The organism is Gordonia sp. McavH-238-E (genome assembly GCF_022348225.1).
GTDB classification, from domain to species: domain Bacteria; phylum Actinomycetota; class Actinomycetes; order Mycobacteriales; family Mycobacteriaceae; genus Gordonia; species Gordonia terrae.
Map to the genome: position 1 here is coordinate 102,350 of NZ_JAKRFE010000006.1, position 24,731 is coordinate 127,080.

Here is a 24,731-nt window from a genome sequence, read left to right on the forward strand (position 1 = left end):
GTCACGACGTCGGGGTGTATGCGATCACGGTCAGACCGTTCGGCGAGCGGAGGGGGACCCGGGTCTCATGACCTCCCACCGACCTCTCACCGACATGCCACCCCAGCGAGTGCGCGACCTCGATCGTCGCCGCGAGGTCGGGGGTCCGCGCGAGGAGTGACCACGCCGGCCCGTCCGTCTCGTCGGAGACGCTCAACGCACTCCAGGCCGCCCACGCTGAACCGTCGGAGAACTTCGGTGATCCCAGGACCGCTTGGACGTCACCGGCGACACCGGCCCACCGATCGGTCGCGTGCATCACCGTCACCCGCTCGAACAGCGAGCCGAATCCGATGGTCTCCGTGGTCTTCTCGTCAGACATTCAGACCACCGCCGCTGTCGTCGTCGCCACCGCCGGTGCCAGCCGGTGACCGAGCCGATCGCGCTTGGTGGCGAGGTATCCGGCGTTGTCCGCGGTGGCCTCGATCTCGAGTCCGACTGCCTCGACGACCTCGACACCCTCGGAGGCCAGCCCGTCGACCTTGGCCGGGTTGTTGGTCAGCAACCGGACGCGTCGGATACCGAGGTCTGTCAGCACCGCTGCGGCGTCCCGATAGTCGCGCCTGTCGATGGGCTGGCCGAGGCGCAGGTTCGCATCGACGGTGTCGACGCCGTCGAGGTCCTGGAGTCGGTAGGCGGCGATCTTGGCCGCGAGACCGATGCCGCGACCCTCGTGGCCGCCGACGTACACCACGACCCCGGAGCCGGCGTCCGCGACGTGCTGGAGTGCGGCTCGCAGCTGGGCGCCGCAGTCGCAGCGCCGCGACCCGAGCGTGTCACCGGTGAGGCACTCGCTGTGGATGCGAACCAGCGGCTCACCCTGCGCGGGATTGCCGTACACGAGGGCGAGATGATCGGCGCCACCGGATGATCGGTAGACGGTGGCCTCGAAGACGCCGTGATCGGTCGGCAGGGCGCAGGTCGCGCCCCGTTCCACCGACGAGCCCGCCCGGCGATGGGCCACGAGTTCGGCGATGGAGATGACCTCGAGTCCGTGACGCGCGGCGAAGTCCCGGACGTCTGCCCGCCCGAGCATCGCGCGCCGGTCCGGGCTGACGAGTTCACAGATGAGGCCGGCGGGTTCGAGGCCGGCTTCGGTGCACAGGTCGACGGCGGCCTCGGTGTGCCCACGTCGTTCGAGTACCCCACCTTCCCTGGCGCGCAACGGCATCACGTGACCCGGACGCGTCAGGTCTGTCGGCCCGACGTCCGGATCGGCGAGGGTGCGGATCGTCCGTGCCCGATCGGCCGCGCTGATGCCGGTCGTGACACCGACGGCCGCGTCGACGCTCACGGTGAAAGCCGTGCCGAGGGGGTCGGTCGGATCATCGACCATGGGAGGCAGTTCCAGCTCGGCCAGACGGTCCGCGGTCATCGCCACGCAGAGGAAGCCGGAGGCGTGTTCGAGGAAGAAGGCGATGTCGTCGACGTCGGCGAACTGAGCGGGCATCACGAGGTCGGCTTCGTTCTCGCGGTCGGCGTCGTCGATGACGATGACCGGACGGCCGAGGCGGAGCTGATCGACGCACCTCTCGACCGCGGAACGGGCCGAGCGCCGCTGGTCGTCGGGGATCATCGGTGAGCTCGCAATCCGTGGAAGACCGACCGATGAAAGATCAACGGCTCGCTGGCAGTCGGCACACCCAATGCGTCGACCCGTCCGACGACGAGATCGTGATCACCGATGGGCCGGTGGTCGTCGATGGTGCACTCGATCCACGCGTGCGCACCGGCCAGCCGGGGCGAGCCGGTGGCGGACCGGGTCCAGTCCACGCCGGCGAACTTGTCCGCACCGCTGCGCGCGAATGTACGGGCCAGGAGGTGTTGGTCCTCGGCGAGGACGTTCGCGCAGAAGGCGCCGTTCGACACGACCGAGGGCAGCGTCGTCGAGGTGTTGCCCGCGAAGAAGCCGACGAGCGGTGGCTCCATCGAGATGGAAGTGAAGGAGCCGACGGTCATCCCGACGGGTGAGCCGTCCGGCCTGGCCGAGGTGATGACCACGACCCCGGAACCGAAGTGCGCGAGCACCTCCCGGTATCGATCGCGGACCGAGTCCGCGTCGGCGGCGTACACGGACGCCACCGCGTCGGCGGTATGACTGGGGTTCAATGGATTTCCTTCCGATGCGGCCCCGGCGGGTGCGTCCTGCCGCGCACCCGCCGAGACCTGGAGGATCAGACCTGAAGGATCAGACCCTGACGGCCTTGGTGGCCAACTCGTCGAGGGCGGCCGCATAGATGCCCTCGATGGCCGTGGCGAGTTCGGCTTCCACCTCGGCGGATTCGGCGCCGAACTGCGCGGACCAGCGGACCGAGCAGGCGTCGTCGCCGGCTGCGGTGACCGAGACGGTCGAGCGGTAGTGCTCGAGCGGTAGCGGACCGTCGATGTACTCGTAGGAGTAGGTGCGCGCCTCTTCGTCGAAGGCGACGATGCGTTCGCGCGCCGGTGCTCCGTCGGTGAAGACCACGTGGCGGACGTCGCCGTCCATCCGGGATTCGCCGATGGCCGGAATCCAGGCCGAGACACCGCCGGTGTCACCGATCCACGACCACACGTCCGTCGCGGACAACGGGAAGTCCTTGGTCACCTCGATGCTCGCCATGTCACACCCGTCCCAGCTCGGCTTCGTACTTCTTGGTCATGTGCTCGACGGCCTTCACGTGCTCGGCTGCCTGACCTTCGCGGACCGCCTGGGCGCGGGCCGCGGCGTCGATCATCGGTTGCGCCTGGCCCTGGAAATACGGCATGACGTCCTGGGCGAACAGCTCGTAGGAACGGCGCGTGGCCTGCGGGTTCGCCCAGTCGTGGCCCTGGATCAGCAGGGTGCCGAAACCGCCGGACTGATCGATCAGACGCTGGACCTGCGCACGCGCTTCGTCGGCGGTACCGATGACACCGATGCCGGAGGTGTTGATGAAGTCGATCATCTCGTGCTTGTTGGTCCCGCGGACGTCCATCTGTGGGAAGGCCGCCACGTGCTGCAGGTAGTTGAACCAGTACTCGATGCCGTGCTCGACATCCTTGTAGGCCTGCTCTTTGGTCTCGGCGATGTGGAAGGGGCCGACGAGTCGCCAGGTCGAGCGGTCCACCTCGTCGCTGCGTCCGGCCTGCGCGGCGAACTCTTCGAGTAGGCCCCAATGATGTTGCAGTGCACTGAAACCATCAGTGGTCAGCGTGGCGGCGATCGACAGCAGGCCGATGCCGTACTTGCCGGCGAGGCGCGCGCCGGTGGGCGACGCGATCGCGGCGACCACGACGTCGAACAGCGGATCCGAGTAGGGGGCCATCTGGATCTTTGCGTCGAACAGTTCGTGGGTGCGGGTCTTGGCCGTCACCGTCTCGCCGCGGAGCAGACGCATGATGATGTCGGTGTTCTCCGCGAGCAGTTCCCGGGTGTCGATCTGCGAGAGGCCGAGCATCGCGGCGTCGGTGGGGAGCGATCCTGGGCCGAGGCCGAACAGGGCGCGGCCACGGGTCAGGTGGTCGAGCATGATCATGCGCTCGGCCGCCCACAGCGGGTTGTGGTACGAGACCGAGGTGACGCCCGTGCCGAGTTTGATGCGGCTGGTGCGTTCGCCCGCGGCCGCGATCATGATCTCCGGCGATGCGTAGATCTCGGCGCCCGCGGAGTGGTGCTCGCCGAACCAGGCCTCGTCGTATCCCAATTGCTCGAGGTACTGGACGAATTCGAGATCGCGCTGCAGCAGCAGCGTCGGGTTCTGTCCCGGCTCGTGGATCGGGGCGAGGAACGTGCCGAACTTCAGTCTGGTCATCGGAACTCCTGTGTGACGTGAGAGGTACACCTCAGAAGCTATGACTCACAACACAGCGAGATAAGTCCGCAAAAGTAGACAATCCCCCTGCCGACGTGAGGTCGGCAGGGGGACTGTTCTGACATGGGTCGCTGAGCGACCGGTTCCGCTGAGGCTCAGTTCTCGAACGTCAACGGGGTGGTGGCGGAGGGGCCCTGACGATAGTGGCTCATCGTCGCGGTCTGCCAGCGTCCGTTGAACTCCGGGATCGGAAGCGGGAACCAGTAACTCGAGTCGAGCCACATCTGTCCGAGGAGCGGAACCGGTTGGCGGGAGATGTCGGTCCACTTACCGGTCGGCGCGTTGTCGAAGGTGCCGACCTGCTTGCCGTCGACGTAGAACTCGACCTGCTTGCCGCCGAGCTTCACCGCATAGTCGTGCTGCTTGTCGAGAATGTTCATGGGCAGCAAACGAGCCTGAGGGACAAGGGTTCCCGATTTCTTGACCATCATGAAGAAACCCTTGGGAAAGTCCTGTCCGAGCGCATGGGCGATCGGCGCGGTGAGCGTGCTCGCCTGACCGACCAGCCCGGCGGACCCGTTGTACATGAACCAGGCGATCTCGAGGCCCAGGGGATCGATCGACCGGTTGGAGACGCCCCACCCGGTGGTTCCGTTCCAGGATTTGATCTGCTCGGTGCCGCCCACGCGCATCGTCATCGTCTGACCCGGCTCGAACACCGGCTTCGCGAGGATCTCCGCGTTGTTGTACGGGAACAAGCCCTCGACGGTCGGCGGCACCTTGAAGGTGACCCCGTTCGGTCCGTAGGAGGTCTTGCTGTACCCGACGTTCGTGTTGCACCAGTCGGTGGGCGCGGTGGCAAACTTCTCGTCGATTGGCCGGGTCGGCTGTGGGTCTCCCGTGCCGATGTAGCCGGCGAACGCCCGGCCGTTCAGCACGGCGCAATTCGACGTGCCGTCGTCGCGGCCGGGAAGCTGGATGTTCGGGTCGGCCACCGCGGTGCCCACGCCTGTCCATGTCAGCACTGCGGCCACTGCGGCGGCGGCGAACGCTCTGCCTCGGGTCATCTGTTCCTCCTCGTAACGCGGACTGAAACAGATATCTGATACCACACGTAGTCAGAAATGGGCCCGTCCCTGTCGAGCACCGTAACGCCCAAATCGGACGGGCGGATCTGGGTGATGGGCTTTTGACCGGCGGTTACCCCAGGTCGAGAAACGATTCGTGATAATCGTCTCAATGGCACGTGGGTGGGCCGCCGGGCCCGACTGCGTGAGTACGAGAGCCGGGCGGCTCAGTCGGCGGCGGTCGGGTAGGCGTCGAGCATGAGACCGGCGACTGCGCCGAGGGCTTCGGTCCAGGCGGAGGTCATCTCGTCGGTCCACTCCGCGCCGCCGTGCTCGGCCATCGTCGCGATGAGCGCACCGGCGACCCAGCCGTACATCTCGGGCGTCACCCCGAGATCATTGTGCCGGCGTCCCAGTGCGCCGAGTGTGCGTCCCAGCCAGTCGGCGTCGTCGAGATGGTCGAGGACGGCGGCGATGGCCTGTTGCAGCATCGCGGCCTGCGGTCGCAGGTCGGCGCCGAACATCGGCCGGACCTCCGGATGTTCATCGAACAGTCGGTCGTAGAAGTCGAGCATCAACTTCTGTTCGTCGTCGATGACCAGGGACAGGCTGTCTTGCAACACTTCTGGGTTCAACATGGTGGGGCTGCACCTCGTCGGGGTCGTACGATGTGGCAATGAAACAGTTTGTGTATCTTTGTAACATCTACACCACGTGGGAGCTGCCGGAAGCAGAATGACCGGACTCAGATCTGAAGCTCTCACTTCGCCGTCGCACGTATCGGCGAACCTCGTCCACTTCATGCCGGGTGCGCGGACGCACTGGCACCGGCATCCGCTGAGCCAGACGGTCTTCGTCACCGAGGGGATCGGGCTGTGGCAGCGCCGCGGTGGGCCTGTCGAGGTTATCCGACCCGGTGAGCGCGTGCTCTTCGGAGCAGGCGAGGAACACTGGCACGGCGCCGCCCCGGCGCCCCTGATGGTCCACTTTGCCATAAACGAGGCCGACGACCAGACGACGCGGTCGAGTGGCTGCAACCGGTGACCGACGAGCAGTATGGCCAGGCACTCTAGATCTGACTCCGCCCGGGCCGTCCGGGGCAATCCCCGTACCGGGTCGGTGCTGGCGGTTGCTCGCCTCGTCGTGACCGCGCCACTCCGGCCCGAGCAGGCGACCACATCGGAAATCGCAGTCTCGATCGACGCCTCGGATCGAGGCTCGATCGGCTATCTCGCAGGCGTATCGGTGAGTCCAAGGAATCGCTCGGCGTTGCCGCGCTTAATGAGTTCCCGCGAGGCCTCGTCCAGGAAGTCGCTCGTGCGGACGACCTCTCCCACCGGCCGCTCCCCGAGCGGGTAGGGGTAGTCGCTACCCACCATCACCCGGTCCGATCCGACCGTGTCGACGAGCAGGCGCAGCGCGCGGTCGTCGAACACAACGGAGTCCACGTAGAAGCGGCCGAGGTAGTGCGACGGCGGCATCGCGGAGGTGCCGATGAGGTCGTTGCGGCGGTGCCAGGCATTCTCCATTCGGCCGAGCCAGAACGCGAACGATCCCCCGCCGTGGGCGAAGGCGATCTTCAGCCGATCGTCAATACGGTCGAAGACGCCACCCAGGATCAACGCCAGGATCGACAGGTGCGTCTCTGCGGGCATGGCGGTCAGCCACTGCGCCATCCAGCGATTGAGGCGGGGCGACGAGTCCATGTCCCAAGGATGGACGAATACCGGAACGTCCATCGACGCGCAGTGTTGCAAGAACGTCACCACCCCTTCGCTGTCGAGGTCTCGATCGCCGACGTGGTTGCCAATCTCGACTCCACGGTGCCCATTGGCGATGCAACGCTCGACTTCACGGCAAGCAGCGTCAGGGTCTTGTAATGGCACTTGGCAGAACGGAATCAGCCGCTCCGGGGCGGGGGCCACGATGTCGAGCGCGAGATCGTTGAAGACACGTGCGATCCGTTCGGCCTGCGCGCCGGCGCGACCGTAATTGAAGAATGCCGGTGTGGGTGAGACAACCTGGGTCCGGACGCCGTCGGAATCCATGTCCCGCAGTCGGATGCCTGCATCCCAGGCGTCGGACTGAATGCGTCGGAACTCGTTCGAACCCATCATTATCACGGCTTCAGCCTCGGTCTCGATCCGCAGCCACGGCGCATCGCGCCCCGCATCGGCGGTCAGGTCCGGCCAGCCCTTGGGAACATAGTGGGTGTGGACGTCGATGGTGCCGCTCACGTCAGCCCTTCCCGGGATGCAGGGCCCCGCAGTTGTCACAGGTGCGAGCCTGCTCGTCCTCGTAGAACTGAACGAAGACCGGTGGCAGGTCGGCGACGATATTGCGCACCTGCAGCTCGATCTCGTGGATCAAGTGATTGCAGTCGAGGCAGTACCACTGGAACTTCTCCAGGGTGCCCTCACGACGCACGCGTTCGATGACAAGGCCGATCGAGTCGGCGGTCGGGCGTTGCGGTGAATGCGGAATGTTGCCGGGCAGCAGCCAGGTCTCGCCTTCGCGGATATGCACGCGCTCCGGTCCGTCCGCGGTCATGACGTCCACGTAGATACTGCCCTCGAGCTGGTAGAACCACTCCTCGTACGGGTCGAGATGATAGTCGGTGCGCTGATTTGGACCGCCGACCACCTGGACGACGAAGTCGTCGCCCAAGGCCATCGTCTGGTTGTTCACCGGCGGTGCGAGCAGGTGTTTGTTCTCGGCGATCCACTTCTGGAAGTCGATGACGGGCGGGATGGCGTTCATGAGTGATCCTTCAGGTTGAGGGCGGTACGGCGATGAGGGGGCAGGTAGGCGACACCCTGGATCTCGATCAGTAGATGCGGATGCGGAAGTTGGTGTACCGCAACGGTGGTCCGGGTCGGACCGGTTTCGTCGAACACCTCGGCGTACACCTCGTTGTAGCCGCCGAAGTCGTTCATCGACACGAGATAGGAGGTGACCTGCACGAGATCGCTCAGATCCGCACCGACCTCGACGAGGATCGATCGGATGTTGTCGATGACCGCTCGCGTCTGTGCTCGGATGTCGAGATTCGTCGTTCCCATCTCGTCGACCTCGACACCGTCGAACGTATTGTCCGGTCGACGGGAGCTCGTTCCGGAGACATAGACGAAGTCGCCCGCGACCTTCAGATGTGGGAATCGTCCGCGTGGGATCGCGAGTTGCTCGAGGACCCGGGCGGCGGCGTCGTGGCTCATGAGCTGACTTCGGCGGTGACGCTGCCGAGGCCGTCGATGTCGCATCGTGCGGCGCCCGCCGCCAACGGGATTGCCGCGGTGGCGGCGCCGGCGAGCACCACATCGCCCGCGCGCAACGGAATTCGGCGACGGCGACACACGTCGAGAAGTGCGTGGAGAGCGTTGACCGGATCGTCGAGAATCGCGGCGGTGGAACCGTCAACGGACTGCCCGCCCGCCTCGAGTCGCACCGAGAGATCGCCGACGGAACGCATCGACTGCCACGGACCGATCACGAAAGCGGCTGCGGACGTGTTGTCGGCGACCACGTCGGTGTAGGTGAACCGGAAGTCACGGTAGCGGGAGTCGATGATCTCCATCGCCGGAGCGACGGCGTCGACGCAGGTTTCGACGTCGACACCTGGGTCGTCGAGATCGATGTCCTGCATCAGGCGGTACGCGACCTCGGGTTCGATCTTGGGGTGAATGAACCGGCTCAGATCGAATCGACCGCCGTTGTCGACGCGCATAGCGTCGGTGAGCCGGCCGACGATCACGTCGGAAACACCCATCTGAGCCATCTTGGCCTTGCTGGTGAACCCGAGCTTGACGCCCACGAGCGTCTGCCCACGGTCGAGTTGCCGGCCGACCAGCGCTTCCTGGACGCGGTACGCGTCGTCGATGTGGACCTCGACATCGTCTGCGAGACTCGGAGTGTCGAGTACCTGCAGCTGTGCCTCGTCCAATCGCGCGGCAAGGGTGTCTATCTCCTTGCGGGTCAGTGACTTCGCTTCCATTGTTCCTCTTTTCCCGGGAGTCATAGGGCCACGCACACGTTGGTGGGCTCGGTATAGAAGTGCAACGACGACTCGCCGCCCTCCCTGCCGATTCCGGACAACCCGACGCCACCGAATGGAGATCGCAGTTCGCGCGTGAACCAAGTGTTGACCCAGGAGATTCCGACGTTCATCTTCTGTGCGACGCGGTGTCCGCGTCGCAGGTCGTTGGTCCACACCGACGCGGCCAGCCCGTACTGGGTGTCGTTGGCGAGCGCGATCGCCTCCGCTTCCGTGTCGAACGGCACCAATGCGGCGACCGGCCCGAAGATCTCTTCACGCAGAACCGGGTCCTCGTTGGTCAGTCCCGTCCACAGCGTCGGCTCCACCCACGAGCCGGACTCGAAATCCTGACCCAGGTCCGGAATTCCGCCCCCGGTCAAGACTTTGGCGCCCGACTGCTCGGCGAGCTCGAAATAGCGCATTACCTTGTCGCGGTGCCCCTGCGAGATCAGTGGTCCGGTGGTGACGTCGGGATCGGCGGGGTTGCCCAGACGCAGTCGCTCGGCACGCTCGACGAGCCCGACAGCGACGTCGTCGAAGATGGAACGGTGGACGTACACCCTTTCGGTACACAGACACACCTGGCCCGTGTTGGCGAAGACGGACCTGGTGAGTCCGGTGAGTGCTTCGTCGAGGTCGACGTCATCGAACACGATCGCGGCATTCTTCCCCCCGAGCTCGAACGACACCGGACGTACACGGGGCGCAACGGTTTTCATCACATGAGAGCCGGTCGCGGACGAACCGGTGAAGGTGACACCGTCGATTCCCGGATGTGTCGTGAGGTACTCGCCGGCGGAGTTGCCACCGAAGCCGTGCACCACGTTGTACACGCCGGCGGGCAGTCCCACCTCGGCGAGGACCTCCGCGAGCAGAGTGGCAGTCGCGGGCGTCTCCTCGCTTGGCTTGACCACCACGGCATTACCGCACGCGAGTGCGGGCGCCACCTTCCAGGTCAGCAGGAGCAGTGGCAGGTTCCACGGCACGATCACCGCGACCGCGCCGAGCGGTTTGCGGACCGCATAGTTGAGCGCCTGCCGACCGCCGGCAAGGTCGGTCATGAACGACTCCTGGCCGGCGGCGGCAGCGACATCGGCGAACGTCCTGAAGTTGGTCAGCGCTCGAGCCACGTCGAGTTCTCGTGCCTGGGTGATCGGCTTACCGGTGTCGGCCATCTCGGCGGCGACGAACTCCTCGAAGCGTTGCTCGATGCGATCCGCGGCGCGGCGCAACAGCGCGGAGCGTTCGCGCACCGGCGTGTCGGCCCAGCCGTTGTCAAGGGCCCGACGGGCGGCGTTCACGGCGCGATCGACCAGCGCCTGGTCGGCCTCGTGGACCTGGCCGAGCGTCCGTCCGGTCGCAGGATCGACCTGATCGAATCCACGCCGCGGATCGGGATCGACGAAGGCTCCGTCGACGAAGTTGCGGATCCAGCCGTCGGGGGTTGAAGTCATGGATCAATGGTCGGGCCCCCGGCTATACCAAACAAATGCCTATATCGGAGCCAGCCATGTCCATACGGACATAAGGTTCGTCGGCTCGATCCGATCTCGTGCGCTACTTGAGGTCGAGGTGCAATCCCGATAGCTCGGATTCGATCGCCTCGACCTCGTCGAGGAGGTGCGACACGAACAAGTCGGCGCTCTCGCTCAGGGCTGACTCTGCCGAGTGAATGAGAGCGATTGCGCGGGGGAGGGTATCGAGCTCCACGGGGAGCATGCGCAGCTCGGGATCGTTCGTTCCGACCAGCACCGGCAGGGGGGCCAGTGAATCGGTGGCGTGCAGAATCGCCCGGATCGTGAGGATTGACGTGCACTCGATGACATTCGTGGGGACCCAAGATCCGGTCTCGCCGAATGACCCACCGAATCGGCTTGCCACCGCGGTCGGAGGCGGCAGCACCCAGGGGAATGACGCCAGAGACTCGGGCTCGAGGCCGTCGCCCGTGAAGGCGGGATGTCCAACCCTTGCCATGATCCGGATGGGCTCGTCGTACAGATGCCGCTGGGTGATGTGGTGGGGGTTCCCGTCAGTCATCCGCCCGATCAGGACGTCGAGCTTGTGGTGCGCCAGCAACTCGAGCAAGGTCTCGTCGGTGCCCTCGACCACCGACACCTTGAGACCAGGGTGCGCGGCCTTCAGCGACACCAGGGTGCGTGGGAGGAGAACATACGACCCGGTCATGTTCGTGCCCACCCGGATCGGTCGCGTTCCGCTCTGTTGGAGGTGATCGATGTTCTCGGCCAGACGTTCCATGCTGGTCAGGATCATCTCGGCGTGTTCAAGCAGCAAGGTGCCATAGGGCGTCGGGGTGACCCCGCGCGTGCTGCGGTCGAACAGCCGCACTCCCAGAATCTCTTCTGCCTCACGTAAACCCCGGGTCACCACAGGCTGGGTCACATACAGATCCGCAGCAGCGCCGACGATTGTTCCATTGTTCGCGATTGCCGTGATCAGTTGTAGATGACGGAGTTTGAAGCCGCCGTCGAGGAGGTGTTTCAGCCGACGTTCCATGGCGAGAGCATAGCCAGAGCCTGGCGTGATAGCCATATGGGCATAGTGCGTGCAAGAAGGGCATTATGTGGATCAGCCCACAAACTGAAGTATCTAGGGCATGCCCGAACTACTCCCGTCCGCCCTCGGTCTGTCAGAGGGGTTGAGAGACAACACGATCAGCGTCGTGGACCTCACCGCCCCCCTGTCGGACCGGACTCCGGTTCTGCCACTTCCCGATGGCATGGAGCCGATTCCGCGATTCTCTCTCGAGGAGCTTGCACGCTATGACGAGAGGGGTGAGACGTCCTACCAGAACGCCATCCACACCGGCGAACACGTGGGGACTCACTTCGACGCTCCGTGTCACTGGGTCACCGGCCGTGATCTCGCCGATGTCTCGCGTGTTCCGGCTTCTCACCTGATCGGTCCTTTCGTCGTCATCGACAAGTCGAAGGAGGTTGTCGACGACCCTGACTTCCTGCTCGGTGTCGATGACGTACTGGATTGGGAACGGAGCTACGGCCCCTTGCCCGAAGGCGGTTGGCTGCTCTACCGAACAGGCTGGGACCGCCGAGCCGCTGACGAAGTGCAATTCATCAACGCTGACGGCGATGGTCCTCACACGCCCGGCATCTCGGTGGAGTGCGCCGAATGGTTGGCGACACAGAGCCCAATCAGGGGCATCGGAGTGGAAACCGTCGGTATCGACGCCGGCCAAGCATACGCCTTCGACCCACCCTTCCCGTGTCACCACCACCTGCTCGGCGCCGGCAAGTACGGCGTCACGCAGCTACGAAATCTCGATTCACTCCCCGCCGCCGGTGGAGTGCTGGTCGTCGCGCCGCTGAAGATCGTCGGCGGGTCAGGTAGCCCCGCCCGAGTGCTGGCGCTCGTGAAAACACCCACCGAGCTCGAAAAGGGAGATTGATCATGTACGTTCGCGAAGCTATCGGTCGAGCGTTGTACGAGCTCGGTGTCCGGGTGGCGTTCGGTGTCGTCGGTAGCGGCAACTTCCACTATACGAACGCACTCGTTGGAGCCGGCGCCCGCTTCGTCGCGGCACGTCATGAGGGCGGCGCAGCGGTCATGGCAGACGCCCACGCCCGGATGAGCGAGCAGGTGACCGTGCTCTCGCTGCATCAAGGGTGCGGCTACACCAACGCGTTGACCGGCATAGTCGAGGCCGCGAAGAGCCAGAGCCCGCTGCTCGTCCTGACCGCCGAAGCCACCGATCCGAAGTCGAACTTCTACATCGACCAGGAATCGATCGCCCGCGGCTGCGGAGCAGTGGCGCTCCGAATCCGATCTGCGGAGACAGCTGTTTCCGATCTGACTCACGCGTACAACGTCTGCGCGATGCAGAAGCGCACGGTGGTGCTCAACATCCCCATCGATGTCCAGGACTGTGTACTGACCGGGTCCGTCTCGGTTCCGCACCCGATCACCAGGATGGCTCCCCGGCCTCAGCGAACCGATGTGGAAGAACTCGCGGTACTGCTCAAGCAGGCACAGAGGCCTGTGTTCGTCGTTGGACGTGGTGCCCGTGGGGGTCCTGCGAAACGCACCCTCATCGAACTCGCAGAACGATGCGGAGCCCTGCTGGCGACATCTGCCGTCGCCCGAGGGATGTTCGAAGGGGAGCCGTGGAGTATCGACGTGGCCGGAGGGTTCTCGACGCCACTTGCCGCTGAGCTCATCACAAACGCCGACCTCATCGTCGGCTGGGGATGCACACTGAACATGTGGACCATGCGGCACGGCCGCTTGATCGGCGACAGCGCGAAGGTTGTCCAGGTCGACATCGACCAGAGCGCCCTCGGGCGGCATCGCCCGGTCGATCTCGGTGTGTGGGCCGGCGTGGCGGAAACCGCCGCCGACGTCTCGGCTCTGCTTGCCGAGGCGCGGGTCGAGAGGACCGGCTACCGGACCAGCGGGACTCTGCGACGAATTCAGACCGAAGGTCGATGGCACCAGGTCCCGTTCGAAGACGAGAGCACAGACGAGCGTATCGATCCCCGGCTGATGAGTGCACAGCTGAATCGAATGCTGCCGCGCTCGCGGGTCCTGTCGGTGGATTCCGGGAACTTCCTCGGCTACCCGAGCATGTTTCTCGACGTACCCGACGAGTACGGATTCTGCTTCACCCAGGCATTTCAATCCGTTGGCCTCGGCCTCGCCACCGCGATCGGCGCCGCGATCGCTCAACCCGACCGTGTTCCGATCGCAGCCTGCGGCGACGGTGGCTTCTTGATGGGTATCAGCGAACTCGAGACGGCAGCCCGACTGAACCTCCCCATGCTCGTCATCGTCTACAACGACGCGCAGTACGGGGCGGAAGCCCACCACTTCGGAGCACACGAAGACCTCGACGCGGTGACCTTCCCAGAGACGGACATCGCTGCCCTCGCTCGTGGCTTCGGCTGTGAGACCGTCACCGTCAGGTGCCTCGACGATCTACTCCCGATCAAGTCCTGGCTCGACCAACCCAATCGCCCGATGGTCCTGGACGCCAAGATCGTCTCGGACGAAGGGGCATGGTGGCTTGTCGAAGCATTCGGTCACTGACTCACAGTCCCAACGAGATCCCGACGCCGGTATCACTGGCCCGCTGATACGCCCTCAATCATGATTCTCGCAATATAGGAAACGGATTCCTGCCATGTCCAATCAATCTGTAGAAAGCCGAACGCGTAAGGCGGCCACCGCGAGCCTGATCGGCAGCGCCCTCGAGTGGTACGACTTCTTTCTGTACGGAACCGCCGCAGCCCTCGTCTTCGGGCCGCTCTTCTTCACCGGAGACGATTCCCTCGTTGGAACACTCGCCGCATTCGGAACGTTCGCCATAGGCTTCGTCGCACGGCCCTTCGGTGGAGTCATCTTCGGGCACTTCGGTGACCGCGTCGGACGAAAGTCAATGCTCGTCATCACACTCATGATGATGGGCGTCTGTACTGCGCTCATCGGTCTACTCCCCACACATGCCCAGATCGGCGTCTGGGCGCCGATTCTCCTCGTGATTCTGCGTGTGATTCAGGGAATCGCGGTGGGCGGGGAATGGGGTGGCGCAGTACTCTTGATCAGCGAGAATGCTCCACCGAGCCGGCGCGGATTCTTTTCCGCCTTCAGCCAGGTGGGCGTCACGTTGGGCTTCATCCTGTCGTCGTCAGTGTTCGCCCTGGTCAACCTGCTCCCCGAAGACGAGTTTCTCTCCTGGGGTTGGCGAATACCGTTCCTTCTGGGACTGGTTCTCATGATCGCCGGCCTGGTGATCCGCATGAAGGTCCAGGAAACCCCGGTTTTCGAGGAGCTCCAGGCGGAGGACAACCGGGTTCGCTTCCCCGCACTCGAAGCGATCAAGACGCAGCGGCGATCAATCCTGGTCACCGTAGGCGCGCGCATGGCCGAGAACGGCGGTTCGTACATCTTCGCGGTGTTCTCCCTCGCCTACGGAGTCCACATCGGTGTGGGTAGCGGGGTGATTCTGACCGCGATCATCGTCGCCAACATCCTGGAGACATTCACCATGGTCGGGTTCGCGGCACTGTCTGATCGGATAGGTCGACGCCCGGTTTATCTCATCGGCGCCGTCGGGGTGATCATCTGGGCCGCACCGTTTTTCCTTCTGATCAACACACAGAACACGGCGCTCATCTGGCTCGCGATCATCATCGCCATCAGCATCTGCCACAGTGCGATGATCGGTACTCAGCCGAGCTTCTTCAGCGAACTGTTCACCGGAAAGGTCCGCTACAGCGGATTGTCGATAGGTCATGAAGTCGCCGCGATCTTTGCCGGCGGTGTCGCGCCGCTGATCGCCACAGGCCTGCTTGCCTGGTCCGGGACGTACTGGCCCATCGCGGTGTACCTGGCCCTCTTCGGCGTCCTCAGCACCGTCGCCGTGCTCAAGGCTCCCGAAACCAAGGGCATCGACTCGCTTTCGGGGATGCCGCCTGCTGCTCCGGATTCCCGTTCGCTGGACGAGATCGGCGAGCCGGTATGACCGGGCACAGCGCAGTCATCGCCAGCGCAGTCGAGGTGCCGTATACCCGACACCCAGAGGGAGTCGAGACCACAGAGCGTCTGCTGACCAGTGCTGTTCGGCAGGCGGTCGAGAAGGCCGGCCTTGCTCTCGAAGACGTTGATGGGCTCGGGGTATCGAGCTTCACCCTCAAACCCGACCACGCTGTCGACCTGGCCCTTCGCAGCGGCCTGGCTCTCCGCTGGATCATGGAGGACACCAACGGCGGAGCCAGCGGCGTGAACATGCTTCAGCATGCCGTGCGTGCAATCGAGGCCGGAGACGCGGAAACCATTGTCCTGGTTGCCGGCGATCGCATGACCGCGTCGGACTTCAAGTCAGTAGTCGACGAATACAACGCCATCACCCGGGACTATGTCACTCCGTTGGGAATGGGCGGACCGAACGCCATGTTCGCGATGCTCACGCAACGCCACATGCGTCGACATGGCCTCGACGATAAGGCGTACGGAGCGGTGGCTGTTGCCCAGAGACATTGGGCGACAATGAATCCAGGTGCCGTCTACCGGACGCCTATGAGTATGGACGACTATCTCACCTCGCCCGTCATCGCGTCGCCCCTGCGTCGGTTCGACTGTGTTCCGCCGGTCACGGGTGCAGACGCCATCGTGATCACGAGACAGGACCACATGCAGGACGGAAGTCCGGCGGTTCGCGTCAGTGCCATCGGCGGTTCTGTGAACTGGGACGGACATGAAGGCGATGGACTTCGTACCGGCCTGTGCCGAGTCGCCCCAGAACTGTGGAACCGCGCAGGTCTGCGTCCTGCCGATATCGATGTGATCAGCGTCTACGACGACTATCCGGTCATGGTGTTGATCCAGTTGGAGGACATGGGTTTCGTCCCCACCGGGAGTTTGTTCGACATCACCGATCGCCTCCTCCACGATCGATGGCCGGTCAACACCTCGGGCGGTCAACTGTCCGCGGGGCAGGCGGGGTCAGCGGCGGGAATGCATGGGCTCGTCGAAGCCGTCATCCAGTTGCGTGGCGAAGCCGGCGAGCGCCAGGTTCCCGGCGCACGCACCGCCGCCGTCAGCGGTTACGGCATGGTCACCTATCGCTACGGATCCTGCGCGAACCTTGCGATTCTCGAAAGGGTTTGACATGGGCATCACGATGCAGAGCTGCACGAGGTGCGGAAGAGCGTCCTTCCCTCCACGTAGCCTCTGCCCTCATTGCTGCAGTGGCGATTTCGAACCCCTGACTGCCTACCGAGGTGTCATCGAAGAAATCTCTGTTCAGCGCGGCACACCCGCAGTCACCTTCGCGTCGATACGTACCGACCTGGGTCCGACAGTTGTTGCGAAAGTCGTCGGCGAGGGCGGGGTCCCCGGGTCCGAAATCGACTTGGCATCACCAGAAACGCAGACAACCGGCGGGCCGGTCGCGGTGATACCGCAGCCCTCCGCCAAGGAGCAATGAACAAATGCAGAGCACCGTTGACCGCATCGCACCGCTTCGCGGTCTTCCCTTGAAGGATTGCACCATTCCAGCCCTGCTGACACGTCAGGCAGAGCTGTACAGCGACAAGACACTGTTGAAGATGGGGGAATCCGCACTTACCTACGCCGAGGTTCGCGACCTGGCCGCCGCGACTGCAGCGATGTTGCAAGCGAACGGGATAAGTCGCGGGGACAAGGTCGCGACACTGTCGCAGAATCGGCTCGAACTGCTTCAGACCATCCTCGGGTGCGCCTGGATCGGTGCAGTCGCCGTGCCACTGAACGCCGCGTTGCAGGGAACCCAGCTACACCATGCGCTGGAGAACTCGAACTCCCGGATTCTGGTCATCGAGCCAGAACTCCTCAACCGCCTGGAGTCGGTTCCGGTCCCGCCCGATCTCGAGCAGGTCTGGTTGCTGGATTCAGCCGCCACAGCTGTGGCGGGTTACGACGTGCGCACCTTCCCAGAGCTCTCCGGGACCGTCCCGCCCTGCTCGGTGTCGCCGGGTGATACGGCGGCGCTGCTCTACACCTCTGGAACCACGGGCGTGTCAAAAGGTGTGTGCTGCCCCCACGCCCAGTTCTATTGGTGGGGGATCACCGTCTCCGAGCAGCTCTGCATCTCCGATGAGGACACGTTGTTCACGGTTTTGCCGCTGTTCCACACCAATGCCCTCAACGCCTTCTTCCAAACTCTCGTCGCCGGGGCAACGATCGTCGTAGGACGTCGATTCTCCGCGCGGCGGTTCTGGTCGGAGCTGTCCGACTCGGACGCCACGGTCACTTATCTGCTTGGGGCGATGATCAACATTCTCTGGTCCCGCGAGCCTCAGTCGAGGGATCGGGAGCACAACGTGAACCGCGCGCTGTCACCGGCAACTCCGGCGGGTCTGGCCGACCCGTTCTTCGATCGGTTCGGCATCCGACTCGTCGACGGCTTCGGTTCGACAGAGACCAACTCGGTCCTGACCTCCGCGCCGGACATGCCTCGACCCGGCTACATCGGCCAGGTCCAGCCCGACTTCGAAGCGGTCGTGGTGGATGAGCACGACTCTCCAGTACCGGACGGCACACCAGGGGAGCTTCTGCTCCGCCCACGCGTCCCATATGCGTTTGCCACCGGCTACCACGGCATGTCCGACAAGACAACGGAAACATGGCGGAACCTGTGGTTCCACACCGGTGATCGCGTCGTCCGGGAGCCGGACGGCTGGTTCCGGTTCGTCGACCGCATGAAGGACGTGATCCGTCGGCGGGGGGAGAACATCTCGTCCTTCGAAGTCGAGCAGGCAATCGGACTACACCCCGCCGTCGAATCGGTGGCAGCGTATCCGGTGCCATCTGAGATGGCCGAGGACGAGGTCATGGTGTCGGTTGTTCCCAAGGCCGGCGCAATCCTCACCCCTCGCGAGATCGTCGACCACTGCCATGGCCGTCTGGCGAAGTTCGCCGTTCCCCGTTTTGTCGACATCGTCGAGACGCTGCCGACCACCGAGAACGGGAAGATCCGCAAAGTTCTCCTCCGAGAACGCGGAAAGACGGCGACGACGTGGGATCGCGATGCGGAAAGTTGATAAGAACCGGCTGCCGATTCAACCCTCGAGCCGTTGAGCACCCGATGACATGGAAGACGACGTGAGTAAAACTCTGAGAACCTCTGACCCTTCTGTGAGAAGGGCTGCGGAAGCACTACAGTCTGCGGCCGCGCGCCGGTCGCCGTGCCTGCCTGTTCGTGCCCTGATCGGTGTCGACGATCCCGACGTTGCATATGCGGTTCAGCAGCGGGTCGTCGCTGCTCGTGTGGACGCAGGTGCACGCATTGTCGGACGCAAGATCGGCCTCACCGCGCCGGTGGTCCAGAAACAACTCGGTGTGGACCAGCCGGACTTCGGAATTCTCCTCGACGACATGAGTTGTGCGGCGGGTGCCGTCGTGGCGCTGGACTGTCTCCTGCAACCGAAGGTAGAGGCCGAGATCGGATTCGTTCTTGCCGAGGATCTCGCGGAGGGCGACTTGTCCTATGAACAGGTACACGGCGCGGTGGCTTATGCCGTGGCAGCTCTGGAGATCGTGGACAGCCGAATCGCCGGGTGGGACATCACGTTCGCCGACACGGTTGCTGACAACGCATCGAGCGGTCTGTTCGTGTTGGGCGACGAACGACGCACACTCGGCGAGTTCGAGCCGCAGTCAGTGAATATGACGATGTCGGTCGACGGCGATGTCGTCTCGACGGGCACGGGTGCCGACTGTCTCGGGGATCCTCTCAACGCTCTGCGTTGGCTCGCAGTCACCGCTCGAGACTTCGGCCAACCGCTGCAGGCCGGTCAAGTCGTGCTCTCCGGTGCGCTGGGACCGATGGTGCCGGTCGCCGGGCCCTGCCATGTTCGCGCCGACATCAGTGGTCTCGGCTCGGTATCAACCACATTCGTGAAGGAGCTGGTGAGATGAGCACCACGAAAGATGCGACCGTCGCTGTCATCGGCTCGGGCAACATCGGTACCGACCTCATGATCAAAGTCATCAGGCTTTCGGAGAATCTGCAGATGGGAGCGATGGTCGGTATCGATCCTGCATCCGACGGACTCGCTCGCGCACAGCGTCTCGGGGTGCCGACGACGTCCGGAGGAGTGCGCGGACTCATCGATCTGCCGAACTTCTCCGACGTCGACATCGTCTTCGATGCGACGTCCGCCGGAGCCCACCGGCTCAACGCCGAGTTGCTCGCTCCCTTCGGCAAGCGGCTGATCGATCTGACGCCCGCTGCGATCGGTCCGTTCGTCGTTCCGGCGGTCAACCTCGACCAACACCGGCAGTCCGACAACGTGAACATGGTGACATGCGGCGGCCAAGCGACGATCCCGATCGTCGCCGCTGTGTCCGCGATTGCCCCGGTGTCCTACGCCGAAATCGTCGCGTCGATCGCCTCCAAGTCAGCTGGGCCGGGCACCCGCGCGAACATCGACGAGTTCACCGAAACCACGTCGAGCGCAATCGAATCGGTCGGAGGGGCCCGGCGCGGCAAGGCAATCATCGTCCTGAATCCCGCTGATCCACCGTTGATCATGCGAGACACCGTGTTTTGTCTCGCAGAACTCTCGGGCCCCGACCACGAGCGGGCAGTGATCGAGTCGGTGCACGCGATGGTCGACAAGGTGGCTGTCTACGTGCCGGGGTACCGGCTCAAGCAGGACGTGCAGATCACCGAGATCCCGGCCGACCAGCCCGTCCACACTCTGCTGCCTGCCGATGCGCCGCGGCCTACGCACCAGGTCAGCGTGTTCCTCGAAGTCGAGGGAGCCGCACACTACCTACCTGCTTATGCAGGCAATCTCGACATCATGACCTCTGCGGCGGTGCAATTCGCCGAAACCATCGCGGTTGACCTGGCGATGACCGAAGCCAAGGGAACTCTGCGATGACCACACAACTGTTCATTCAGGACGTGACGCTCCGTGACGGCATGCATGCACTGCGGCACCGGATCACACCGGAGAACGTCGGCATCATCGTCGCCGCACTCGATGCCGCCGGGGTCGACGGCATTGAAGTCGCCCATGGCGACGGACTGGCCGGCGGCAGCCTCAACTACGGCCCGGGAAGCAACACCGACTGGGAGTGGCTCGAGGCCGCCGCCGACAACCTCACCCATGCTCGTCTGACGACGCTTCTACTCCCGGGCATCGGCACAATTGACGAACTCCGCCAGGCATACTCCCTAGGCGTCCGGTCAGTACGGGTCGCGACCCACTGCACCGAGGCCGATGTCTCCGCCCAGCACATCTCCACCGCCCGCGAACTCGGCATGGACGTCTCCGGCTTCCTGATGATGAGCCACATGACCGACCCCGGAGAACTCGCGCGCCAGGCCAAACTGATGGAAAGCTATGGAGCACACTGTGTTTACGTCACCGACTCCGGGGGCAAGCTGACCATGGACGGTACCCGCGAGCGTGTCCGCGCCTACCGCGAGACTCTCGACCCAGCCACTGAGATCGGAATCCACGCGCACGAGAATCTCTCGCTGTCGGTGGCCAATTCGGTGATCGCTGTCGAAGCCGGGGCAACCCGGGTCGATGCATCGTTGGCCGGACACGGAGCCGGCGCAGGTAACTGCCCCATCGAACCGTTCATCGCCGTCGCCGACCTGCACGACTGGAAACACAACACCAACCTGTTCGCCCTACAAGACGCCGCAGATGACATCGTGCGCCCACTGCAGGACCGTCCAGTACGAGTCGACCGCGAAACCCTCACCCTGGGTTACGCCGGGGTCTACTCGTCGTTCCTGCGCCACGCCGAAACCGCCTCGGAGCGTTACGGCATCGACGTGCGCACCATCCTGCTCGAAGTGGGACGACGAGGACTGGTCGGTGGTCAAGAAGACCTCATCGTCGACATCGCACTCGACCTGCAGAACCGCGTTGCCGTCGGCAACTGACACCCCGCCCTGTGGCGCCACTGTCCCCCACAGAATCGCTCGAAGGCCGACGGGTCTCGCTAGATCGGGTCGCCGGGAATACGGTGCAGGCTTATCTGGCAGTGGAATACATCATCGGCGCGGTGTAGCGCTCGGGGCCGATGCGATGTATCCGGGGTGTGGCTTCAGTCGAACTCGATCGTGACCGGGCCCTTCGGGGTCGCCTGACAGGTCAGCAGGTATCCGTCGTCGATGTCTTCGGATTCCAGCGCGATCCCGTTGCCGTGGTCGACGTCGCCGGCGGTCAGTCGGGCCACACACGACCCGCAGTCACCTTCCCGGCAGGAATACGGTGCGTCGACGTCGGCGGCGAGCAGTGCGTCGAGCAGCACGGTGTCCGTGCCGCAGCGGACCGTGTGCACGTCGCCGTCGATGTGCACGGTGACGTCGTGGGCGCCACCCTCGTCGTCGTGCGTCGCGAGGGTGAACGGGTCGCCGGTCAGCGACACGTATCTCTCCACGTGGACCGCCTCGTGGTGCAGGCCGCGCCCGCGGAGGGTGTGCTCGACGAGGTCCATGAACGGTGCCGGACCACAGATGAAGGCTTCGCAGTCCTCGGTGCCGGCAACAACGTCGCCGATCGCGGCCGCGGTGGGTAGACCCCGGTCGGCCTCCAACCAGTGATGCACCACCAACCGTCCGGGATGACGCTCGGCCAGCTCGTCGATCGCGTCGGCGAAGATCGTCGACTCCCGGTCGCGGTTGGCGTAGAACAGGGTCACCGTCGTGTCGTGGGATTCGAGGGCCGAACGCAGGATCGACATCACCGGCGTCACGCCGCTGCCGGCCGCGAACAGGTACAGCGGGTGCGCCCAGGAGTGCGGCGTGAAGACCCCCGACGGTGGGATGACGTGCAGGGTCAGGCCTGGTTCGGCGTTGTCGCACAACCAGTTCGATCCGTAGCCGTCTCGGGTTCGCTTGACGGTGATCGCCGGGGCGGCGTCGACCCCGGGAGCGGTCGACAACGAATAGCTGCGCGCGACCGAGCCGGTCCGATCGCTCGGGATGCGCACGGTGATGAACTGCCCGGGTCGGTAGTCGCTGCCCGCGGGGAAGTCCAGCACGATCGTGCGTGCCTCGGACGTCTCGTCGCGGACCGCGGTCACGGTGACGTCGATCCCGAGGGTGCGCTCGACCGGCGAGGCGACGGAGCGGGTCATGCCGTCGTCCTGGAGGTGAGCGGGATGACCCGGTACCAGAGTTCGCCGAGCGCGGTCCCGAGAGCCTCGAGGCGCTCTCGTCGCGGGGTGCTGGCCGGCAGACCGACGTGGATGTAGGCCATCTGCTCGGTGGCGCAGCCCAGGGTCTCGGCGAGCAACTCGGTGTCACAGGCCTCGATGGTCCCGTTGGCGACGAGGCGGTCGAGCCAGCGCTCGGTGCGTCGCACGAAGTCGCCCCGCAGATTGAGCCAGAGCTGCTGGAACCCCCGGTTCTCACTGGCCGCGGCCGCCTCGCGGAGCAGTCGCAGCATGTGGCGACTGCGAGCGTAGGCCTGGAGATACGTGGTGTTGACCTCGATCAGCGACTGCAACTCGCCCTGGGCGCGATCGGGACGCAGTCGTGCATTGGCCAGTTCCAGCAGGGACGGGCGGAGCGCGGCGAGGAAGATGTCGTCGAGGCTGACGAAATGCCGATAGAAGTTGCCCTGCGAGATCTCCGCCCGGTGCGTGATGTCGGAGATCCGGGTGCGGGTGTATCCGTACTCGGTGAAGCACTCCGTCGCCGCCTTGACCAGTTTGTCGCGCGTCTGCTCACCGCGCTTGTTCGCGCGTTTGGCCGGGGCCGCGGTGTGATCGAGAAGGCCGGCTGCCGAGTAAGCAGCGTCGATCCCATCGTGCGCACGGGCGTCCGGTCCGGTGTCGGTGCTCATCAGGCCCCCTGCAGTGTTCGTGCGGTGATCAGCTCGGCCAGTGGGTGTTCGGGTGACAGCACGTCCGGCAGATACGACACCAGCTCGTCGACGTACTCGTCAGCGGAGGTGCCGGCACTGAGAACGTCACCGGCATAGACCTTTCCGGTCGTTCCGTCGACGGTGACCGTCTGCCCGGCGAGGGCGTCGGAGAGTCCGATCCCGCACCCGACCACGCAGGGCACCCCGATCTCGCGGCACACCAGGGCGGCGTGGGACGTCGTACCGCCGACCTCGGTCACGACCGCCACGGAATCGAACATCGCGGGCACGTCGGCCGGCGAGGTCGAGGGCCGGACGAGGACGACGTGCTCGCCGCGTGCCGCTGCGGCGCAGGCATCGTCGGTGTCGGTGTAGACGACGCCGACCGCGGCACCGGGGCCGGCGCTCGTGCCCGTGGCGAGGACGTCGGCCGCGGCGTCTGCCGAGTTGTTCTGCGACAACGACTTCGCCTGTTCGGGACTGATACGCGCGACGGCGTCGTCCCGGCTGATGAGGCCCTCGCGGACCAGGTCGACGGCGATGCGGACCGCAGCACGCGCGGAGCGCTTCCCCGAGCGGCATTGCAGCATGTAGAGCGTGCCGCTCTCCACGGTGAACTCGATGTCGACGAGATCGCGGTGTTCGTTCTCGAGCGTCCGCGCGATCGTGCTGAGCTCGGCGTGCAGGTGTGGCGAGTGAGTGCGGAAGGAGTCGATGGTCTCGGGCGTGCGCTCACCGGAGACGACATCCTCACCCTGCGCCCGGGCGAGCCACTCGCCGAACAGCTCGGGTGCGCCGGTGGCCGGGTCGCGGCTGAACACCACGCCCGTCCCGGACTGATCGTCGCGGTTGCCGAACACCATGGCCTGCACGGTCACCGCGGTGCCGCCGCCCTCGCCCAGACCGTGGTGACGTCGATAGGCTGCGACCCGTTCGTTGCTCCATGAACCGAAGACGGCGCCGATCGCCTCGCGCAACTGGTCGTACGGGTCGGTGGGTGGTGCGGCGGTGGCGTCGCCGAGCACGATGTCGCCGTATCCGGCGCGGAATCGCTCCCAGGTGTCACGGGCCCAGTCGGGGTCGCCGGTCGCCTCGGCCAGCTGTGCGACCAGCTCGCGGGTGAGGCCGAGATTGAGCACGGTGTCCATCATGCCGGGCATGCTCTGGGCAGCGCCCGAGCGCACCGAGACCAGCAGAGGGAACGGGCCGGCGCCGAAGACCTTTCCGGTCTGCTGCTCCAGGACGCGGAGCTGGGCGAGCACCCCCTCCCAGACGCGGGTGGGGAGCTGACCGCCTGCTTCGGTGAACTGGGCGCAGACGGGCGTGGTGAGGGCGAAGGCAGGTGGGACCGGCAATCCCAGCGACCGCATGCGGTTCACGCTGTAGGCCTTGCCGCCGAGCAGCTCTCGATCGGCCGGCGCGGTTCCGTCCAGTGCGAGGACAGCAGGTGTGGTCATGAGTGGTCCTT

Annotated in this window: 26 protein-coding genes; 10 read left to right on the top strand and 16 right to left on the bottom strand. The window is 64.9% G+C overall.

The features are described 5' to 3' along the window. Position 1: 1 nt before the first annotated feature. The 7 genes from MHN80_RS10310 to MHN80_RS10340 form a co-directional block, all read right to left on the bottom strand. The gene (locus MHN80_RS10310) at positions 2 to 361 is read right to left on the bottom strand and encodes a hypothetical protein (RefSeq protein ID WP_239401353.1); all 360 of its coding nucleotides are present in this window, start codon (positions 359 to 361) and stop codon (positions 2 to 4) included. Further along, positions 362 to 1,615, bottom strand: coding sequence for a 3,4-dihydroxy-2-butanone-4-phosphate synthase (gene ribB, locus MHN80_RS10315; RefSeq protein WP_239401355.1), 1,254 nt, complete (start codon positions 1,613 to 1,615; stop codon positions 362 to 364). Then, entirely contained in the window at positions 1,612 to 2,148 is a 537-nt protein-coding gene (locus MHN80_RS10320) for a flavin reductase family protein (protein ID WP_239401357.1), read from the bottom strand. Before MHN80_RS10320 ends, ribB begins: the two co-directional genes overlap by 4 nt. 79 nt (positions 2,149 to 2,227) lie before the next feature. Continuing rightward, positions 2,228 to 2,641, bottom strand: coding sequence for an SRPBCC family protein (locus MHN80_RS10325; RefSeq protein ID WP_239401359.1), 414 nt, complete (start codon positions 2,639 to 2,641; stop codon positions 2,228 to 2,230). Between the two features lies 1 nt (position 2,642). Then, the gene (locus tag MHN80_RS10330; protein WP_239401361.1) at positions 2,643 to 3,812 is read right to left on the bottom strand and encodes an LLM class flavin-dependent oxidoreductase; all 1,170 of its coding nucleotides are present in this window, start codon (positions 3,810 to 3,812) and stop codon (positions 2,643 to 2,645) included. A gap of 155 nt (positions 3,813 to 3,967) precedes the next feature. Beyond that, positions 3,968 to 4,879 (bottom strand): hypothetical protein, encoded by a 912-nt coding sequence (locus tag MHN80_RS10335; RefSeq protein WP_239401363.1) that lies wholly within the window; start codon positions 4,877 to 4,879, stop codon positions 3,968 to 3,970. Positions 4,880 to 5,106: 227 nt separating this feature from the next. Beyond that, positions 5,107 to 5,517 (bottom strand): globin domain-containing protein, encoded by a 411-nt coding sequence (locus MHN80_RS10340; protein WP_239401365.1) that lies wholly within the window; start codon positions 5,515 to 5,517, stop codon positions 5,107 to 5,109. Positions 5,518 to 5,614: 97 nt separating this feature from the next. Between MHN80_RS10340 and MHN80_RS10345 the strand changes: the two genes are divergently transcribed. Next, positions 5,615 to 5,923, top strand: a complete 309-nt coding sequence (locus MHN80_RS10345; protein ID WP_238418872.1) for a cupin domain-containing protein — start codon at positions 5,615 to 5,617, stop codon at positions 5,921 to 5,923. 182 nt (positions 5,924 to 6,105) lie between these two features. Here the strand turns inward: MHN80_RS10345 and MHN80_RS10350 are convergent, their stop codons facing one another. The 6 genes from MHN80_RS10350 to MHN80_RS10375 all read right to left on the bottom strand — a co-directional run bounded on the left by MHN80_RS10350 (position 6,106) and on the right by MHN80_RS10375 (position 11,426). Further along, complete coding sequence (locus MHN80_RS10350) at positions 6,106 to 7,116, bottom strand: amidohydrolase family protein (protein WP_238418871.1); 1,011 nt, start codon at positions 7,114 to 7,116, stop codon at positions 6,106 to 6,108. Position 7,117: 1 nt separating this feature from the next. After that, a complete protein-coding gene (locus MHN80_RS10355; RefSeq protein WP_238418870.1) occupies positions 7,118 to 7,639 on the bottom strand; it encodes a 3-hydroxyanthranilate 3,4-dioxygenase in 522 nt (173 codons plus the stop codon). Continuing rightward, complete coding sequence (locus MHN80_RS10360) at positions 7,636 to 8,094, bottom strand: RidA family protein (protein WP_238418869.1); 459 nt, start codon at positions 8,092 to 8,094, stop codon at positions 7,636 to 7,638. Before MHN80_RS10360 ends, MHN80_RS10355 begins: the two co-directional genes overlap by 4 nt. Beyond that, positions 8,091 to 8,870, bottom strand: coding sequence for a fumarylacetoacetate hydrolase family protein (locus MHN80_RS10365; RefSeq protein ID WP_238418868.1), 780 nt, complete (start codon positions 8,868 to 8,870; stop codon positions 8,091 to 8,093). The genes MHN80_RS10360 and MHN80_RS10365 overlap by 4 nt, the downstream gene beginning before the upstream one ends. Before the next feature lie 20 nt (positions 8,871 to 8,890). Next, on the bottom strand, positions 8,891 to 10,366 hold the full coding sequence (locus MHN80_RS10370; RefSeq protein WP_238418867.1) for a 2-hydroxymuconic semialdehyde dehydrogenase: 1,476 nt from the start codon (positions 10,364 to 10,366) through the stop codon (positions 8,891 to 8,893). 103 nt (positions 10,367 to 10,469) lie between these two features. Continuing rightward, positions 10,470 to 11,426, bottom strand: coding sequence for a LysR family transcriptional regulator (locus MHN80_RS10375; protein ID WP_239401367.1), 957 nt, complete (start codon positions 11,424 to 11,426; stop codon positions 10,470 to 10,472). A gap of 100 nt (positions 11,427 to 11,526) precedes the next feature. Here MHN80_RS10375 and MHN80_RS10380 point away from each other — a divergent pair, with 100 nt between their 5' ends. The 9 genes from MHN80_RS10380 (at position 11,527) to dmpG (ending at position 21,333) form a co-directional block, all read left to right on the top strand. Next, complete coding sequence (locus MHN80_RS10380) at positions 11,527 to 12,336, top strand: cyclase family protein (protein WP_238418865.1); 810 nt, start codon at positions 11,527 to 11,529, stop codon at positions 12,334 to 12,336. 2 nt (positions 12,337 to 12,338) lie between these two features. Beyond that, positions 12,339 to 13,973 (top strand): thiamine pyrophosphate-binding protein, encoded by a 1,635-nt coding sequence (locus MHN80_RS10385; protein WP_239401369.1) that lies wholly within the window; start codon positions 12,339 to 12,341, stop codon positions 13,971 to 13,973. Positions 13,974 to 14,067: 94 nt separating this feature from the next. Beyond that, the gene (locus MHN80_RS10390; RefSeq protein ID WP_238418863.1) at positions 14,068 to 15,408 is read left to right on the top strand and encodes an MFS transporter; all 1,341 of its coding nucleotides are present in this window, start codon (positions 14,068 to 14,070) and stop codon (positions 15,406 to 15,408) included. Further along, positions 15,405 to 16,553 carry a thiolase family protein gene (locus MHN80_RS10395; RefSeq protein WP_238418862.1) on the top strand — a complete coding sequence of 383 codons (1,149 nt, stop codon included), beginning with the start codon at positions 15,405 to 15,407 and terminating at the stop codon, positions 16,551 to 16,553. Before MHN80_RS10390 ends, MHN80_RS10395 begins: the two co-directional genes overlap by 4 nt. Positions 16,554 to 16,566: 13 nt before the next feature. Next, positions 16,567 to 16,872: a zinc ribbon domain-containing protein gene (locus MHN80_RS25895; protein WP_369520987.1), complete on the top strand. Its 306-nt coding sequence runs from the start codon at positions 16,567 to 16,569 to the stop codon at positions 16,870 to 16,872. Positions 16,873 to 16,876: 4 nt separating this feature from the next. Beyond that, positions 16,877 to 18,466, top strand: a complete 1,590-nt coding sequence (locus MHN80_RS10400; protein ID WP_238418861.1) for an ATP-dependent acyl-CoA ligase — start codon at positions 16,877 to 16,879, stop codon at positions 18,464 to 18,466. Positions 18,467 to 18,515: 49 nt separating this feature from the next. Further along, positions 18,516 to 19,343 carry a 2-keto-4-pentenoate hydratase gene (locus MHN80_RS10405; protein ID WP_239401371.1) on the top strand — a complete coding sequence of 276 codons (828 nt, stop codon included), beginning with the start codon at positions 18,516 to 18,518 and terminating at the stop codon, positions 19,341 to 19,343. Then, positions 19,340 to 20,314, top strand: coding sequence for an acetaldehyde dehydrogenase (acetylating) (locus MHN80_RS10410; protein ID WP_238418859.1), 975 nt, complete (start codon positions 19,340 to 19,342; stop codon positions 20,312 to 20,314). The genes MHN80_RS10405 and MHN80_RS10410 overlap by 4 nt, the downstream gene beginning before the upstream one ends. Then, a complete protein-coding gene (gene dmpG / locus MHN80_RS10415) occupies positions 20,311 to 21,333 on the top strand; it encodes a 4-hydroxy-2-oxovalerate aldolase (RefSeq protein ID WP_238418858.1) in 1,023 nt (340 codons plus the stop codon). The genes MHN80_RS10410 and dmpG overlap by 4 nt, the downstream gene beginning before the upstream one ends. A 164-nt stretch (positions 21,334 to 21,497) precedes the next feature. Here dmpG and MHN80_RS10420 read toward each other — a convergent pair whose 3' ends face one another. The 3 genes from MHN80_RS10420 to MHN80_RS10430 are packed head-to-tail and all read right to left on the bottom strand — an operon-like array spanning position 21,498 to position 24,720. Further along, positions 21,498 to 22,532 carry a ferredoxin--NADP reductase gene (locus tag MHN80_RS10420; RefSeq protein WP_239401373.1) on the bottom strand — a complete coding sequence of 345 codons (1,035 nt, stop codon included), beginning with the start codon at positions 22,530 to 22,532 and terminating at the stop codon, positions 21,498 to 21,500. Continuing rightward, the gene (locus MHN80_RS10425; protein ID WP_239401375.1) at positions 22,529 to 23,242 is read right to left on the bottom strand and encodes a TetR/AcrR family transcriptional regulator; all 714 of its coding nucleotides are present in this window, start codon (positions 23,240 to 23,242) and stop codon (positions 22,529 to 22,531) included. Before MHN80_RS10425 ends, MHN80_RS10420 begins: the two co-directional genes overlap by 4 nt. Beyond that, on the bottom strand, positions 23,242 to 24,720 hold the full coding sequence (locus tag MHN80_RS10430; protein WP_239401377.1) for a pyruvate, phosphate dikinase: 1,479 nt from the start codon (positions 24,718 to 24,720) through the stop codon (positions 23,242 to 23,244). The genes MHN80_RS10425 and MHN80_RS10430 overlap by 1 nt, the downstream gene beginning before the upstream one ends. Between the last annotated feature and the right edge of the window lie 11 nt (positions 24,721 to 24,731).

Bases quoted from the DNA above. Each gene is read 5' to 3' on its own strand.
- MHN80_RS10390 (WP_238418863.1), top strand. From the start codon at position 14,068: ATGTCCAATCAATCTGTAGAAAGCCGAACGCGTAAGGCGGCCACCGCG.
- MHN80_RS10400 (WP_238418861.1), top strand. From the start codon at position 16,877: ATGCAGAGCACCGTTGACCGCATCGCACCGCTTCGCGGTCTTCCCTTG.
- MHN80_RS25895 (WP_369520987.1), top strand. From the start codon at position 16,567: ATGCAGAGCTGCACGAGGTGCGGAAGAGCGTCCTTCCCTCCACGTAGC.
- MHN80_RS10355 (WP_238418870.1), bottom strand. From the start codon at position 7,639: ATGAACGCCATCCCGCCCGTCATCGACTTCCAGAAGTGGATCGCCGAG.
- MHN80_RS10325 (WP_239401359.1), bottom strand. From the start codon at position 2,641: ATGGCGAGCATCGAGGTGACCAAGGACTTCCCGTTGTCCGCGACGGAC.
- MHN80_RS10345 (WP_238418872.1), top strand. From the start codon at position 5,615: ATGACCGGACTCAGATCTGAAGCTCTCACTTCGCCGTCGCACGTATCG.
- MHN80_RS10395 (WP_238418862.1), top strand. From the start codon at position 15,405: ATGACCGGGCACAGCGCAGTCATCGCCAGCGCAGTCGAGGTGCCGTAT.
- MHN80_RS10385 (WP_239401369.1), top strand. From the start codon at position 12,339: ATGTACGTTCGCGAAGCTATCGGTCGAGCGTTGTACGAGCTCGGTGTC.
- MHN80_RS10425 (WP_239401375.1), bottom strand. From the start codon at position 23,242: ATGAGCACCGACACCGGACCGGACGCCCGTGCGCACGATGGGATCGAC.
- MHN80_RS10370 (WP_238418867.1), bottom strand. From the start codon at position 10,366: ATGACTTCAACCCCCGACGGCTGGATCCGCAACTTCGTCGACGGAGCC.
- MHN80_RS10340 (WP_239401365.1), bottom strand. From the start codon at position 5,517: ATGTTGAACCCAGAAGTGTTGCAAGACAGCCTGTCCCTGGTCATCGAC.
- MHN80_RS10330 (WP_239401361.1), bottom strand. From the start codon at position 3,812: ATGACCAGACTGAAGTTCGGCACGTTCCTCGCCCCGATCCACGAGCCG.
- MHN80_RS10405 (WP_239401371.1), top strand. From the start codon at position 18,516: ATGGAAGACGACGTGAGTAAAACTCTGAGAACCTCTGACCCTTCTGTG.
- MHN80_RS10420 (WP_239401373.1), bottom strand. From the start codon at position 22,532: ATGACCCGCTCCGTCGCCTCGCCGGTCGAGCGCACCCTCGGGATCGAC.
- MHN80_RS10410 (WP_238418859.1), top strand. From the start codon at position 19,340: ATGAGCACCACGAAAGATGCGACCGTCGCTGTCATCGGCTCGGGCAAC.
- MHN80_RS10380 (WP_238418865.1), top strand. From the start codon at position 11,527: ATGCCCGAACTACTCCCGTCCGCCCTCGGTCTGTCAGAGGGGTTGAGA.
- MHN80_RS10375 (WP_239401367.1), bottom strand. From the start codon at position 11,426: ATGGAACGTCGGCTGAAACACCTCCTCGACGGCGGCTTCAAACTCCGT.
- MHN80_RS10335 (WP_239401363.1), bottom strand. From the start codon at position 4,879: ATGACCCGAGGCAGAGCGTTCGCCGCCGCCGCAGTGGCCGCAGTGCTG.
- dmpG (WP_238418858.1), top strand. From the start codon at position 20,311: ATGACCACACAACTGTTCATTCAGGACGTGACGCTCCGTGACGGCATG.
- MHN80_RS10360 (WP_238418869.1), bottom strand. From the start codon at position 8,094: ATGAGCCACGACGCCGCCGCCCGGGTCCTCGAGCAACTCGCGATCCCA.
- MHN80_RS10365 (WP_238418868.1), bottom strand. From the start codon at position 8,870: ATGGAAGCGAAGTCACTGACCCGCAAGGAGATAGACACCCTTGCCGCG.
- MHN80_RS10310 (WP_239401353.1), bottom strand. From the start codon at position 361: ATGTCTGACGAGAAGACCACGGAGACCATCGGATTCGGCTCGCTGTTC.
- MHN80_RS10430 (WP_239401377.1), bottom strand. From the start codon at position 24,720: ATGACCACACCTGCTGTCCTCGCACTGGACGGAACCGCGCCGGCCGAT.
- ribB (WP_239401355.1), bottom strand. From the start codon at position 1,615: ATGATCCCCGACGACCAGCGGCGCTCGGCCCGTTCCGCGGTCGAGAGG.